Origin of the sequence: Chania multitudinisentens RB-25, assembly GCF_000520015.2 — a bacterium.
In the GTDB taxonomy this organism is placed as follows: Bacteria; Pseudomonadota; Gammaproteobacteria; order Enterobacterales; family Enterobacteriaceae; genus Chania; species Chania multitudinisentens.
Map to the genome: position 1 here is coordinate 2,154,611 of NZ_CP007044.2, position 15,056 is coordinate 2,169,666.

The window sequence follows — 15,056 nt, forward strand, 5'->3', positions numbered from 1 at the left end:
ATGATGGCTGGTGTAGGCAAACGTAAAATGCGCGTGATGTTGGCGGTGGCTTTACTGGTGCTGGCGATACTGGTTGGTGGCGGCATTTGGTATTTCACCACGCCTGCGCAGAATGGCATTTTCACTACAGACGTTGTTACCCGTGGCGATATTGAAAAAACGGTGCTGGCCACCGGGATTCTTAAACCGGCTTTGCAGGTCAGCGTAGGTGCGCAAGTTAACGGGCAACTGAGAAAGTTGCATGTGAAGCAGGGGGATCGCGTTACGCGTGGGCAACTGCTGGCAGAAATCGATCCCACCTTGCAACAGAATGAATTGCGTAAGTCAGAAGCCGAATTGCAAAGTGCTCAGGCGCAAAAACAGGTCACGCAGGCCACATTACGGCAGTATCAGCAGGAGCTGAAACGGCAGTTGAGGCTGGATCGCGATGGTGCCGGGGTTAAAAGCGATCTGGAGAGGACTCAGGCACAATTCCAGACACAGGTTGCGCAGCTAAAAGTGAACGATGCGCAGATCGTACAAGCGCAGATGGCGCTGGAAACTGCCAGAGCCAATCTCAGTTTTACCCAGATTGTTGCGCCGATCGACGGTGAAGTGTTGGGTATTGTTACCAAAGAAGGCCAAACCATCGTTTCCTCGCAAACGGTGCCGACGATCTTGGTGTTGGCCGATGTGGATACCATGGCGGTACATACCCGGATTTCGGAAACCGATATTCTGAAAGTTCGTGTTGGGCAACCCCTGTGGTTTTACGTGGTGGCCGATCCTAAACAGCGCTATGAGAGCGTGATGGGGGCGATTCAGGAAGCACCGAATGATGCGTTATTAGAAGACAGCCCGATGAGTTCGGGCAATCAGCAACCTTCGGCGGTGTATTACAACGGTGTCTTTGTTATCGCCAATGGTCAGCGCCTGCTGCGAACCTCCATGACGGCGCAGGTATTTATTATTACCGAGCAGGTGAAGGATGCGTTGCGTGTGCCAGTTGCTGCCTTTGGTGAGCAACAGGGGAAAGATCGCTACCAGATACAGGTGATGAATGGCGATCAGATGGAGTCACGTTGGATTCGGATCGGGATCAATGACCGCCAGTTTGCGGAGGTAAAAGAAGGGCTGAAGGAAGGGGAGCGTGTGGTACTGAATCAACACGCTGCCGGGAGTGGCAACAATGGTTGATCAGCTCTCCCCATTAATTGAACTGCGCGGCATCTCGCGCCATTTTGTCTCCGGTTTACAAACGGTTGCTGTGCTGAAGAATATCTCGCTGTCCATTCAGCCGGGCGAAATGGTGGCGATTATTGGGGCTTCCGGCTCGGGGAAGTCCACGCTGATGAATATCATCGGCTGTTTGGATAAACCAACCGAGGGGGAGATGCGTATCAAGAGTGTCTCAACCCAACTGGCTAGCAGTGAGCAATTGGCTCAGCTAAGAAGCCAGTACATCGGATTTATTTTTCAGCGCTATCACCTGATGCCGTACCTGAGTGCGGCAGAAAATGTGGCGATCCCGGCATTGTATACCGCGATGCCGGCGGCTGAACGCCAGGCGCGGGCTGAATACCTGCTGACCCGGCTCGGTTTACAGCAGCGGATGGAGTACAAACCCGCGCAGCTTTCGGGGGGGCAGCAACAGCGGGTGAGTATTGCCCGAGCGCTGATGAACGGCGCGGAAATCATTTTGGCCGACGAGCCGACCGGTGCGTTGGATCGCGCCAGCGGCCAGGAATTGATGGGGATTCTGCATTCGCTCCACCGTTCTGGGCACACCATTATTATCGTGACGCACGATCGTGATGTTGCCAATCAGGCGCAGCGTATTATTGAAATCAGCGACGGGGAAATTATCGCCGATAAACGCAATGAAGCGATACCGCCGTTGGAGAGTAAAGCGTCAATGCCGGCCGCGGCCGCTACCGGGCGTACACAGTTCTGGCAGAGTGTCAAAGAGGCGGTCAAGATGGCCTGGCGCGCGCTGCTTGGGCATCGGGTTCGGGCTTTTTTGTCCATGTTGGGCATTATTATCGGTATTTCTTCTGTGGTTTCGTCAATGGCCGTCGGTGAAGGTGCCCGGCAAAGTATTCTGAATGAAATCAGCCAGCTTGGTAGCAGTACGCTAGAAATTCGCCCAGGGCTGGGTTGGGATAAACCCCGCCCCGATCTGGCCCGTTCACTGACCATCGCCGATGTTGAGCTGTTAGCGCGCCAACCTTATGTCGACAGCGTTTCCCCGATGGTCAGCAATACGGTTACCGCGGTGCGCGGGGGTAGAGAAGCATTGGTGGCAATTTCGGGGATCAGCAATGCGTATTTCCGCGTACAAGGCCTGAATTTCCTGTCTGGTAATGGTTTCACTCAGCGTGATCTGGACGATCGTGAACCGGTCGTCATCATCGATCCTGAACTGCGTTCAACGTTGTTTGATGCGGATGAAGATCCGCACGGGGAGATCATCCAACTGGCCCGCACGCCTTACCGGGTGATTGGGGTGGCTGAACGTAAAGGTGGCAAATTCAGCGGCATGATGCTGGGAGCGTGGATGCCCTATACCTCATTGCTGGAACGGATGTCGGGCAATATGCCGATTGAATCGATCACCCTACGGGTACATGACGGTGTTTCGCTGGATGATGCGCAGCTTAAGGTGGAGCTCTTGCTGGAACAGGCGCATGGGCAGCGTGACTTTTTTACCCAGACCAATGATCAGATGACACAAACCATGCGTAAAGCGTCTGATTCGATGTCGCTGCTGATTACGGCCATTGCCGGGATCTCGCTGTTGGTCGGGGGGGTTGGCGTGATGAATATTATGCTGGTTTCGGTTACCGAACGGACTCATGAGATTGGTATCCGCCTTTCCGTTGGGGCGCGGCCGGCGGATATCATGCGCCAATTCCTGGTTGAAGCCATGGTGATCTGCTCACTGGGGGGCATGATTGGCATTATCGGCTCAGGGATCGCCGGGCTGATTTTTGCCCAGATTACAGAGCAATTTACCATGATTTTCACTTGGCCACCGATCGTGCTCGCCTGTGGATTTTCGGCGCTGATCGGTTTGGGGTTTGGTTTTTTCCCTGCGCGCAACGCGGCGCGCCTTCACCCTACGGAGGCGCTGGCGCGCGAGTAATGATGAATAAGCTCTCTTTGGTAATGGCAGTGTCTTTATTGTTGAGCGGTTGCGGATCATTAGTGAAAAGTGACTATCAGCAACCGATGGTGTCAGTCCCTGAGCAGTGGCGGGTACAGGAGCCTGCACAGGATACCGGTGCGGGTTTTCTGCACCAGACCGAACACTGGTGGGATCATTTCAATGATCCACAGCTCTCTACGCTAATCAGCCGTGCGTTAACCAGCAACAACGATTTGGCGATTGCCGGGTTGCAGCTGAAGCAGGCGCGGCTCGCCGCTGGGCTGGCCAATACCAATCTGACACCGAATGTCGCGGTGAGCGGCAGCGCCAGTAACAATAAAAATCTGCGCAGGAATACCGAGCCGCAAGAATCTTACAGTACGTTACTGGATCTGAGTTATGAGCTGGATTTATGGGGCAAGCTGGCGCGAGCACGTGAGCAGGCCGGATGGCAGGCCGAAGCTACGGCGCAGGATCGGCAGAACACAGCTCTGACACTGATTGGCGACACCGCGCAATATTATTGGCAGATTGCTAATCTCAACCAGCAAATCACCCAGCAGAAAGCGGGGCTGGAGATTGGCAGGAAAACGCTTGAAATGGTACAAGCGCGTTATGCTGCGGGTGCAGCAGGGCAAATTGATCTGTTGCAGGCACAGCAATCGTTGCTTGAGCGTGAAAACCAGTACCGCAATTTGCAGCAGCAGCGTGAACAAGCCCGTAATGCTCTGGCGATCCTGTTCAATAGTTCACCTACCGATCGTCAGCCAGAACGTACTGCTCTGGATATGACACAAAATGTACCTATCGCCCAGACTCTGCCACTGGAAGTCATCGCTCGTCGCCCAGATGTGCAAGGGGCTGAGGCGCGCCTGCGCGCCGCGCTGGCCGGCTCCGATGTTGAACGCCTGAGTTTTTATCCGACGCTTTCATTGAGTGCTTCGTTAGGGGCGGCCAGTGAGGTTTTCCAGCAGTGGTTCAGTAATCCATATCGCACATTGGGCACCAGTGTTGCGTTGCCGTTCGTGCAATGGAACACCGTGCAATTGACCATCGAGAAATCAGAACTTGACGTTCAGCAAGCGGCAATAACCTTTCGCAGCAAAGTTTACAACGCGCTTTCCGATGTGGATAACGCCATGACACAGCGGCTCAGCTATCAGCAGCAAAGAAAGAATCAGCAGCAGAACCTGCAACTTAGCCAACAACGCTGGGCGCTGGCAAAAAACCAGTATGAGGCGGGGGCGGTTTCCTTCCAGACGTTGCTGGATGCTGAAGATGCCCTGCTGACCAGCGAGATCACATTATCGGAACTGCAATATAACTATCTCAACGCCACCATGAAGCTCTGGTTGGCGCTGGGAGGCGGTGTGGAGAAAGACAATGCAAGGAATGAATCATGAATAGAAATTCTTCACCACGTCGTGTGGTGGTTACCGGGTATGGCGCTGTTACTCCCATGGGAATGAACGCTGAGCAAAGCTGGGCGGCAATGATGGATTATCAACTGGGCTATCGTTATTACGATAAATCCCATGCTGGTATCCAATCACGCTTTATGGGGCTGATTGACGCTGAACCCAATCTGAAAGGGATCCCCGCAGCTATCCGCCGCCGTTTGCCACGTTTTGCCCGCTTGGTGCTAGGGGCGGCGCGTGAAGCGATGGAGATGGCGTTTGAGAATGCGACCCCGGCAGATTATTACGACTTGCTGGACTGTGGAACGATCATCGGCAGCGGCTGGGCTGGGCAGGATGAGACACACAGTAATTATGAAGATTATCTGCGTACCGGGTTAGGATCGCCATTTGGCTGTTTTCTGACCATGCCGAATGCGGCAACGGCGGCTTGCAGCCTTTACTGGGGGCTGCGAGGTTATCAAAATACCCCGATTGCTGCCTGCGCCACCGGGACTATTGCCATTGGTGATGCTTTTGAAGTGATCCGCAGTGGCCGCGCTTCCATGATGCTGGCCGGAGCGGGTGAATCGCTGCGTACCGATGCCGCCGTGTGGAATATCGATATCCTGCGGGCGCTGGCGAGTGAGCAGGAAGATATCAAGAAAGCCTGTTGCCCGTTCAGCCTGGATCGCAATGGTTTCGTGCTCTCCGAAGGTGCTGCTGTTGTGTGCCTGGAGGAGCGTGAAGCCGCGTTGGCACGTGGTGCAACGATTTTGGGCGAAATCAAAGGGTATGGTAACTATTCCGATGCCTTCGATTTCACGGCACCCGCCGAAGACAAGATTGCCAGGGTAAAAACCATCCAATCTGCCCTGACGCAGGCGGGATTGAGTGCTGCCGAGATTGACTACATCAATGCGCATGGGACTTCAACACCGCTTAACGATCTGAATGAAACTCAGGCGATTAAACAGGTATTCGGGGCAGCCGCTTATACTACGCCGGTTTCCAGCACCAAATCTTATTCCGGGCATCTGATTGCGGCCGCGGGTAGTTTTGAATCCATTATTTGCCTGCAAGCATTAAAGCATCAGCTGATGCCCGCAACCTGTCATCTGAATAATGCCGATCCTGAATGTGATCTTGATTACATCAGTGAAGGGCACCGTTCGGCCAGATTGCAGAATACGCTGAATCTGAGTTTTGGCTTTGGCGGTGCCAATGCGGCATTGGTGATCGGGCAGGCATGAGTATGATCCTGAATTATACGGTGCGTGATGCTGAGGAATGGGCGGCCTTTTCCGGGGACTACAACCCGATCCATTTTGATCTGCAATACGTGCGCAACATGGGGGGCGACCAGTTGAGCGTCCATGGTATGCGCGCCATGTTGGATATGAAGCGTTATCTGAGTGAAGCTCTGCTGGCTTCTCCGTTACAGGAAGATTTTTACGCTTTTAGCACACGTATGCGTCGGCCAGTGCTTTGCCATACATCGTATCAGTTGCAGGTTGCGGAGCATGGCGCGCAGATCACCGGTAAGTTGCTGGATGAGGCAACGCAAGAGAGCTGTTTCAGCAGTAAGTTAGCGGCAGCGCAGCCGTTGGTGCTGGCGAACGTTGAGCAGGAAAGCAGCCTGTCGCTGGCCGAAGTGATGGCGTTTAGCCAGCAATTTCCAGGGGTAGCTGCCGATGCGGCTCAGACCTGGGGATTCTTTGATGCGTTGCTGTTCCAACTCTTGGTGAAATCACCGGAAACGCTGGCGACGCTGACTGCCGCATTGCCCGCATTGAAGGCGGCATCGCTCATTGAGGTGTTTGCACAGATCCCGGTCGTTCAGACGCATCATGAAACTCATTTCAGTGCGCAATTGTTCACTCCACAGGCTCATTTTCACCTTGGAGAGCAATTGTATTATGCAATCCAGCCAACGTTAATTATGGGTAATAAAGATAGCGGTTTTGTCTTACGTACCGTCATCCAGGCAAGAACCCAACAGCAGCCATTAATCATGACCGCTGTCACATTGAAAACATGGCCGCTGGTCAGTAATTAATATAAGGATAGAAAAATGGAAAAGTACGAACAGGTTTACAGTACCGTTTGCGAAATGATTTGTGATGCAAAAGATCTGGAGATGTCCGATTTATCACCAGAGATGCCGCTGCACCAGTTGAAGCTAGACAGCCTGGATTATGTTGAACTGATGGTATTGGCCAAGCGCGAGTTTGGCGCGACGCTTAGCGCCGAGATGTTTATCGATAAACCGGAGATGACATTAGGTGAGCTGTGCCAGAATCTGGTGGAACAGCAGAAATAATTCTATGACTAAACAATGGGTGTTAGTTACCGGCGGCAGCCGAGGTATTGGCCGGGCGCTGGTGGAAGAACTGGCCACACAGTGGAATGTGGTGTTTACCTGCCGCAGTAACCAACCACAAAATGCAGAAGTGATAGAAGCTTGCGCGGGGTTGCCTGGGTGGGTAGAAAGCTGCATTTGTGATGGTTGCGATGAAGAGGCCGTGAACCGGGTTGCCCCTGACTTGCTGGCGCGTTTTGGGGCGCCTTTTGCTGTTATCCATAATGCTGGTATTACGCTTGATGGTTTGCATATTCAGCAAACGGGAGACAACTGGCGGCAGGTGATGGATACCAATTTAAATGCCCTCTTCTATTGGAACCGGCACCTGTTGCCAGCGATGATGGCACAGGGCGAAGGGGCATTGGTCTTGATGTCTTCTGTTTCGGGGGTTAAAGGCAATATTGGGCAAACGGCATATGCAGCGACCAAAGCTGCCATGATCGGCATGGGGCGATCATTGGCATTGGAAGTGGCGCGTTTTGGCATACGAGTGAATTGCCTGCTGCCGGGTATTATTGAAAGTGACATGACGGATGCTATCCCCGCAGAGGCGTTGAAAGCATTGCGTAAGCAAATTCCATTGCGCCGCTTGGGTAAAGCTCATGAAGTGGCTCGGGCTGCTGCCTTTATGATTGGTAAGGACAGCTGCTATATGACAGGGCAGACCTTGATACTTGACGGTGGTTTGACTGTTTGAGCCAAAAACTGGGTAGCTTGATGTCCGGGGTATCTCTATACCCCGTTTTCTAGAACAATGCCTTTTCTTTTTTCCGCTTATCCATGCCGCACAGCCATAATATTGAAGATGAACCTTCTTAATTTCTTCAGACTTGGTTTCTGACTAATAAAAATACCCTCATCAAAGATTATTTTCCTTAATGGGATAGTATTGGCATCAATTTTCAATAAGATTTTTCTTGTTTTTTTATCAGTAATTTCCTTTAATTTCTCATAAGTAGTGTTTTGATTATTACTTTTAATGTTGATTTAATATTTTTTAATAATGATGATTTTTTATTTTATATTTTCTCTAACTTACCTTGTTCTTATTTTTTTATTTAATTTGGTTGTTTTGGGTTATTTAAAAATTACTGCTTAATGGGTTAATTTTTCTCCTGTGATTGTTTTTTATTTAATTAATATAATTAATGTTTTAATGCCCATGTTGATATGTTAGATGAATAAATATTAAGCTGTTACCTTTTAACTTATCAGCTATACTTTATGCAGGATTCAGGATGTTATCCGGAGGTAGGAGCCAAGACTCCTTTAGGCTACTGTGGAAATGACAAAGGAAAAAGAAATCCACATTTTTCTTTGTGAGAAATTAAGAGGTACTATGAGCAGTCGTAAGCATTTAACACCTTCAGAAGTGGAGAAGTTGCTTGAGGCAACCCTGAAAGGAAAGAACCCTGAACGCGATTATTGTTTGATTTGGATGTGCTTTATCCACGGATGCCGAGTGAGTGAAATCAACAGTTGGCGGCTGTCTGACATAGACCTGGAAGGCGGCAACATTTATATTCATCGATTAAAAAATGGTTTCTCAACAATTCATCCTTTATATGTTCGCGAAAGGAAGTGCTTGCAGCGTTGGATGGCTAAAAGAAAGAGTTATCGGGGGGCGGATAGTGAATGGTTATTCCTTTCTAATCGAGGAGCCCGTTTATCGCGCCAGCGAATTTATTGGTTAATTCGTAATTATAGTGAAGTTGCGAATTTAGAGGTAAATGCGCATCCGCACATGCTCCGGCATGGCTGTGGTTTCGCGTTGGCAGATAGAGGGATTGATACGCGTTTGATTCAGGATTTTCTTGGCCATAGGAATATTCAGAATACGGTGTTATATACTGCAAGTAATGCGAAAAGGTTCAAGGAAGTATGGTAATTAACGCGTAATTAAATATGTCTAATGAGTCACTTTGAACTAAATTGCAACCTACTCTAAGGATGCTCAAAAATAATGTCAACACTAACAATTCAATATTTTATCCTGTTGATTAATTTCTCTTTAAAACAATAAGTTATACCATTCCCCACATCATAAATATCATGTAAAAATCTAAGTTTTTTCTTGCTTATTCTCATAAAAAACCAAAACATCAAAAAAACTTAACTTTATTCCTAGGTTTATATTCTTATTTTATGTGTTTTTTCGGGATAAAAATCCAATACGTTGTTTTTAATTCATTCAATTTGGATTTAAAAACTAAAGGAGTCACTTTAGTTCAAAATGAATCGTTTGGCTGGAAAGGCTAATGCTGCTCAATACTCATTGGCAGGAGGATTTCTGGGCTCTGAACTAAATAAAAAGGAATGACATAGGATTATGTCAAAAATAAACAAGTGCGCGAAGATAGTGCATTATTTTAAAGGAAAGTAGTATGAACAAGAATCTCATTGCCGTTGCAGTACTGGTCACCTCCGCATTTACTACCAACGTGTTTGCTTCAAATGGCGAGATTAGCTTTAAAGGTGCCATAATCCCTAACCCTTGTGATGTAACTACTGATACTGCCAACCAGGTAGTACAACTGGGTACTATTGGGGTTAATGCATTCAAATTTACTGGTGACACAGCAGCAACCCGAAATTTCTCAATCAAATTGACCAACTGCCCAACTACTGTCACTAATGCTGCTGTAGTTTTTGAGGGTACGGGTACCGGACCAGTTGCAAACGACAATTCTGCATTGGCTTTAACTGATGCTCCTGATGTTGCGACCGGCGTGGGTGTTCAGATTGTTGATGCCCAGAATCAGGTAGTCAAGATGAGAGAGGATTCTTCTGCATATCCATTGCTCAGTGGTACTGCGGTGAATACTTTAAGTTTCTCTGCTAGTTATGTTTCTACTGCTGCAACTGTGACTTCTGGTTCAGCTAATGCTGTAACCAATTTTACCATTACTTATCCATAAGTTTTATCTGCTGACTCTTATTCAGGCAGCATAAAGCTTGGTCGGGGGGGGTGTAAACCACCCCTGGCTTATCTTTCAATGGGTTAAGTGGGTAAACAAGAAATGAAAGTTTGGCAGAGAACGATAGTTACAGCGTTACTGTTAACGTTTGGAGTTCAGGTTCAAGCGGGGATTATTATTGGTGGAACCCGTTTGATTTATGACGGTGCAAAAAAAGAATCCTCTTTGAGCATTAATAATCCCGACAAAGTTCCTTACCTGATTCAATCTTGGGTAGATACGCAGGATGGTGATACGTCTAAAGCCCCATTTATTATCACTCCTCCATTATTTCGTTTGGATGCTGGACAAGACAACATTCTGCGCGTGGTACGTGCTGGCGGTAATCTGCCAGAAAATAAGGAATCTTTATATTGGTTGAATATCAAATCAATTCCTTCAGCTGAGAAAAAAGATAACACGCTGCAAATTGCAGTTAAAACGCGTATCAAACTGATTTATCGCCCTCAAGGTTTACCAGGCAACCTGGATGAAGCAGCTAAGGCATTAACGTGGCAACGCAGCGGTAATGCGGTACAGGTGACCAATTCATCACCCTATTACATCACTTTCTTTAAGATCAAAGTGAATGGTAGCCAACTCAAGAATGCCACTATGGTTGCACCACAATCCAGTGCTCGTTTTGAATTACCGGCTGGCAGCAACGGCGGTGCTCTAAGCTGGGAGATTATCAATGACTACGGCGGCACCAGTAAACCGTTTACCGGGAATTTATAAAAAGCACTCGTCAAGATAAATAAAATCAATCCTTATCAGGTAGTGATAAGGAAAGGACGCGGCTTGCCGGAGTTGACTGGCACTGCTGATAAATGGAGTTAAGTGGATGAATAACCCGAAGCGTTTAGGCTCTCGCGGATTTAACCGTACCCCACTGGCTTGGCTGATTTCATGCCAGGTTGCATTATTGATGGGGTTTTCTGGTGGTGTGCAGGCTCGCGATTTCTTTAACCCAGCTTTGCTGGAACTCGATAATCCGTCTCAGCGGGGGGCCGATCTGACGGTTTTCGAAGAAGGTGATACCCAAGCTCCCGGTAAATATCGGGTTGATGTTTTTCTAAATGGGGAAATGGTTGATACTCAGGACATTGAGTTTTCTCTACAGAGAGATGCTGAGGGGAAAGATAGTCTACAACCTTGTCTAAGCAGCGGTATGCTTGAGTCAATGGGCGTGAAAGTAGATACCTTTCCCGTGATCAAAGCCTCTGGGCAATGTGTCAATCTGGCGCAGGCCATCCCGCAAGCGTCGGCTACATTCCTCTTTAACCAGCAACGATTGAATCTGAGTATTCCGCAGGCAGCAATGAATTCAACTGCCCGTGGCTATGTTTCATCAGATAAATGGGATCAGGGTATACCCGCGCTATTAGTGAACTATAGTTTCAGCGGTGCCAGTAACTGGGCCCGTAATAATGAAACCACGGACAGTGACACCTATTTTCTTAACCTGCGCTCTGGGGCTAACCTGGGAGCATGGCGTTTACGTAATTACTCCACCTGGTATCGTGATGGTGAAGGCCAAGATCACTGGAGTTCAATCAATACCTATTTGCAACGCGACATTATTGCGTTAAAGAGCCAGTTGGTTTTAGGTGATAGTACTTCACCCAGTGAAGTGTTTGATAGTGTGCCATTTCGCGGCGGCCAATTGGCCTCAGATGACGAGATGATGCCAGACAGCATGAGAGGTTACTCACCGGTAGTACGGGGGATTGCGCGGAGTAACGCTCAGGTGACCATCCGGCAGAACGGTTTTGTCATTTATCAGAGTTATGTACCACCGGGTGCCTTTGAAATTAATGACTTGTATCCGACGGCAGGCAGCGGTGACTTAAACGTATCAATCAGAGAAACGGACGGCACTGAGCAAAATCTGGTAGTACCATTTGCCTCGGTACCCGTGTTGCAGCGCGAAGGGCGCTTCAAGTATAGCCTTACCAGTGGTCAGTATCGTTCATCCAACAGTGATGTGGAAGATACACCGTTTACACAGGGTACGGGGATTTTTGGTTTGCCATGGGGAGCCACTCTCTATGGTGGGGTACAGGCGGCCAGCAAATATCAGTCTCTTGCAATCGGTTGGGGGCAAAACATGGGGATAATCGGTGCGATTTCTGCCGATATCACCCAGGCATGGGCCAAACCTGAAAATGCAGAGAAAGATAATGGCCAATCGTATCGTTTCCGTTACGGTAAAAGCTTTGTCGAAACCGGGACTAACTTCAGTCTCGCGAGTTATCGCTATTCGACAGAAGGCTTCTATTCATTGCAGGAAACCCTGGACACCTATACCGATGGCAGATCTGCACCTTTTATTCAGCACAAGAAGAGCCGTGCTGAAGTGTCGTTGAGCCAGAGTTTGTGGGAAGGGGCGGGCTCCTTGTCTATAAACTTGATCAGTGAAGATTTCTGGAATGACAACCGCCGCAGCCAGTCTGCAAGCGTGGGGTATAACAATAGCTGGAATAGCGTCAGTTATGGCTTTAACTATACCTACAGCAAAAACGGTTATGACAGAAACGGCGAACGTGACTATTTTGACGACCATATCTTTGCGTTCAACGTGAGCGTGCCATTAAGTCAATGGCTGCCTAATAGCAGCGTGTCATACAGCATGAACACGAGCCGCCATGGTTCAACCAGCAACCGCGTTGGCCTCAGCGGCACTGCGCTACCTAATAACAACCTGAGTTATAACATCAGCCAAGGTTATACCAGCCAAGGGCAGGGGGCTAACGGTAATGCCGGCCTTAATTTCCGTGGTGGCCTGGGTGAGATCAACGTGGGTTATGGTTACGACCGTTCACAACAGCGGCTCAACTATGGCGTACAGGGTGGCCTGATGGTGCATGAGAATGGCCTGACGTTGTCCCAGTCTCTGGGAGAAACGGTGGCGTTAGTCAAAGCACCAGGGGCTAAAGGTGTCAACATCATGAACCAAACCGGGGTTACGACAGACTGGCGTGGTTATGCGGTAGTGCCATATGCATCCGCTTATCGCCAAAATATCGTTGGAATAGATACCACGACGATGCCGGAGGATGTGGACATGACCTTGAGTAGCCAAACTGTTATTCCAACCCGTGGTGCCGTAGTGCGTGCCGAATTCAAACCGAACGTCGGGCAGCGTGTATTGATGACCTTGCTGATGCAGGGCGGAGCACCTGTACCATTCGGTGCCACCGTAACCAATGAAGATGGCAATGCCAGCATCGTGGGCGACAGTGGGCAGGTTTATCTCACCGGTATGACGGGCAGCGGCAAGCTGAACGTGAAATGGGGTAATGACTCCTCACAACAGTGTCAGGTGTCTTATAGCTTGGTAGAACAGAAAGAAAATACCGGCATTCGACTGATGAACGGCCAGTGTCTATAAAGGTCTTGATGATGAAAAGATTACAATCAATAGCGCGCTTTTTGATAGTAGGTGGAGTGTGCGTAAGCAGTTTATGCTGGCTACAGCAGGCACAGGCCGCTACGGGGTTTTGCAGAGCATTGGACGGAACCAAGGAATATAATTTTAATTTTCAGCAGGTATTTAGCGACCCGGCAATAAATATCGCTGGGCGGATTATAGCAAATGCTGATAATGGCAGTTGGAGTCAGTCTAACAGCACTTCTTTTCCTGTAGCCTGTGATTGCCAAAACCCTCCATATGTAGGGCCATCGTTTATTTCAGCTTCGTCACCGTTACCCCAAGGTGGACCGCTAATTAACAATATGAAAGCGCATATTCTGAATGATTATCTTTCGGTAGCGGCTGAAGTGGTTATTGGTGGTTTTAGAGGTGATTATGTTTCTATTCCTTTTGAAAATGAATCAAATAACTCAAATACCTCTACAGGGCAATTGTGTACCCGGTGGAATTATTTAAGTGGCTCCAAAGGACGGATTCATCTCTATTTTAGGCGCCCTTTTGTTGGTACGGTGAATATACCCAAAACTGCTATAGTTGATGTGTCAGCTTCCACGATAAGTGGTGTCAAGAGCCCGACTAATATATCTAGAGTATATATGGAAGGTTCAGTTACCGTGCCACAAAACTGTGAAATCAATCCCTCACCAATTGTGGTTGATTTTGGCGAGATTGCGGCGAGTAATTTCAAAACAGCTGGGGCAAAACCAACGGGTTTTTCAGTACGTAATCAGCCGTTGACGTTAGCCTGCCGTAATATCTCTGATGGCGTTAAAGTCAGTCTAACTATCCAGCCTTCGGCGACGGGGGTTGATCCTCGTTTCCCTGATGCATTGAAAACGACTAACGACGATATTGCTGTCAGAATTGAAGATAGAAATGGTGCGATAATTTCACCAATAAGCGGCCATATTCCAGTCTCAATGGGGCCTCTGAATGGAGTAAATAGTACAGGTCTGACAGAAATGAATTTGTACCCGATTAATACCACCAACAACACACCCGCTGTAGGGGTATTCACGGCAGAGGCAACCGTAAAGGTTGAAATTGAATAATCTATTTATACCCAGAAGGCTATTGTAGCCGGGCATATTTATTGACTGAGTTTTTATAAAAGGATAAGGATATTATGAAGAAACTTAAGCAGGTATTGAAAGGCACGGTATTATGTATGGCTGTTGCTAGCATGGGTATCAGTTATTCTGTATTGGCGGATGCGCAGTTAAAAATCTCTGGTACGGTGAAAGCATCACCGTGCAACGTAGATGCTGTTGGTGGTGAGGTTAATGTCAATCTGGGAAATGATATTCAGGCGGCGAGTTTAACCGCTGGGAATGGTTCTCCATGGAAGCAATTCACCTTGCATCTGGTTGATTGCCCAACCTCAACGACGTCAGTGACGGCGACATTCAGCGGTACTCCGGAGCCTGGAAGCCCAACGCTTTATAAAAACACCGGTGATGCTACCGGTGTTCAGATTGAATTGCAGAGTACAGATACCGCAACGCCAGGCAAAAACCTAGGGAATGGCCAGGATGCAGTAGCTCAGGTTGTTACAGCGACCCGTGATGCGACTTTCCCTCTGCAAGCCCGTGCGTATTCCACCAATAGTAATGCCGCACCAGGCAGTATTGTCGGCACCATTCAGGTGGCTTTTGAGTATCATTAATACCCTTTCCGTCATGAGATACTATCGCCCCATAATCTCATGACGGATATTGACCTTGGCTGTGTCTATGTGAATTATTGCTTGTGGTTTTTTATTTCGTTGAGTTTT

13 protein-coding genes are annotated in these 15,056 nt (G+C 48.5%); all 13 read left to right on the forward strand.

The window, feature by feature from the left end; all coding sequences use genetic code 11:
* The 13 genes from Z042_RS09495 to Z042_RS09555 all read left to right on the forward strand — a co-directional run bounded on the left by Z042_RS09495 (position 1) and on the right by Z042_RS09555 (position 14,948).
* Positions 1-1,176 (forward strand): efflux RND transporter periplasmic adaptor subunit, encoded by a 1,176-nt coding sequence (locus tag Z042_RS09495; RefSeq protein WP_024910080.1) that lies wholly within the window; start codon positions 1-3, stop codon positions 1,174-1,176.
* Positions 1,169-3,124, forward strand: coding sequence for a MacB family efflux pump subunit (locus Z042_RS09500; RefSeq protein WP_024910081.1), 1,956 nt, complete (start codon positions 1,169-1,171; stop codon positions 3,122-3,124). The genes Z042_RS09495 and Z042_RS09500 overlap by 8 nt, the downstream gene beginning before the upstream one ends.
* Positions 3,124-4,530 carry an efflux transporter outer membrane subunit gene (locus tag Z042_RS09505; protein ID WP_154666933.1) on the forward strand — a complete coding sequence of 469 codons (1,407 nt, stop codon included), beginning with the start codon at positions 3,124-3,126 and terminating at the stop codon, positions 4,528-4,530. The genes Z042_RS09500 and Z042_RS09505 overlap by 1 nt, the downstream gene beginning before the upstream one ends.
* Positions 4,527-5,777, forward strand: a complete 1,251-nt coding sequence (locus tag Z042_RS09510) for a beta-ketoacyl-[acyl-carrier-protein] synthase family protein (protein ID WP_024910083.1) — start codon at positions 4,527-4,529, stop codon at positions 5,775-5,777. Before Z042_RS09505 ends, Z042_RS09510 begins: the two co-directional genes overlap by 4 nt.
* Positions 5,778-5,779: 2 nt before the next feature.
* Entirely contained in the window at positions 5,780-6,583 is an 804-nt protein-coding gene (locus tag Z042_RS09515) for a hotdog family protein (protein ID WP_417903523.1), read from the forward strand.
* Between the two features lie 15 nt (positions 6,584-6,598).
* On the forward strand, positions 6,599-6,847 hold the full coding sequence (locus Z042_RS09520; protein ID WP_024910085.1) for an acyl carrier protein: 249 nt from the start codon (positions 6,599-6,601) through the stop codon (positions 6,845-6,847).
* Positions 6,848-6,851: 4 nt separating this feature from the next.
* The gene (locus Z042_RS09525) at positions 6,852-7,586 is read left to right on the forward strand and encodes an SDR family oxidoreductase (RefSeq protein WP_024910086.1); all 735 of its coding nucleotides are present in this window, start codon (positions 6,852-6,854) and stop codon (positions 7,584-7,586) included.
* A gap of 642 nt (positions 7,587-8,228) precedes the next feature.
* Positions 8,229-8,777: a tyrosine-type DNA invertase gene (locus tag Z042_RS09530; RefSeq protein ID WP_024910087.1), complete on the forward strand. Its 549-nt coding sequence runs from the start codon at positions 8,229-8,231 to the stop codon at positions 8,775-8,777.
* 496 nt (positions 8,778-9,273) lie between these two features.
* The gene (locus Z042_RS09535; protein WP_024910088.1) at positions 9,274-9,807 is read left to right on the forward strand and encodes a fimbrial protein; all 534 of its coding nucleotides are present in this window, start codon (positions 9,274-9,276) and stop codon (positions 9,805-9,807) included.
* Between the two features lie 102 nt (positions 9,808-9,909).
* Positions 9,910-10,584 carry a fimbrial biogenesis chaperone gene (locus Z042_RS09540; protein ID WP_024910089.1) on the forward strand — a complete coding sequence of 225 codons (675 nt, stop codon included), beginning with the start codon at positions 9,910-9,912 and terminating at the stop codon, positions 10,582-10,584.
* Between the two features lie 106 nt (positions 10,585-10,690).
* Complete coding sequence (locus Z042_RS09545) at positions 10,691-13,240, forward strand: fimbria/pilus outer membrane usher protein (RefSeq protein WP_024910090.1); 2,550 nt, start codon at positions 10,691-10,693, stop codon at positions 13,238-13,240.
* 8 nt (positions 13,241-13,248) lie between these two features.
* The gene (locus Z042_RS24945; protein WP_154666934.1) at positions 13,249-14,334 is read left to right on the forward strand and encodes a fimbrial protein; all 1,086 of its coding nucleotides are present in this window, start codon (positions 13,249-13,251) and stop codon (positions 14,332-14,334) included.
* 74 nt (positions 14,335-14,408) lie between these two features.
* Entirely contained in the window at positions 14,409-14,948 is a 540-nt protein-coding gene (locus Z042_RS09555) for a fimbrial protein (RefSeq protein ID WP_024910092.1), read from the forward strand.
* The last annotated feature ends 108 nt before the right edge of the window (positions 14,949-15,056 follow it).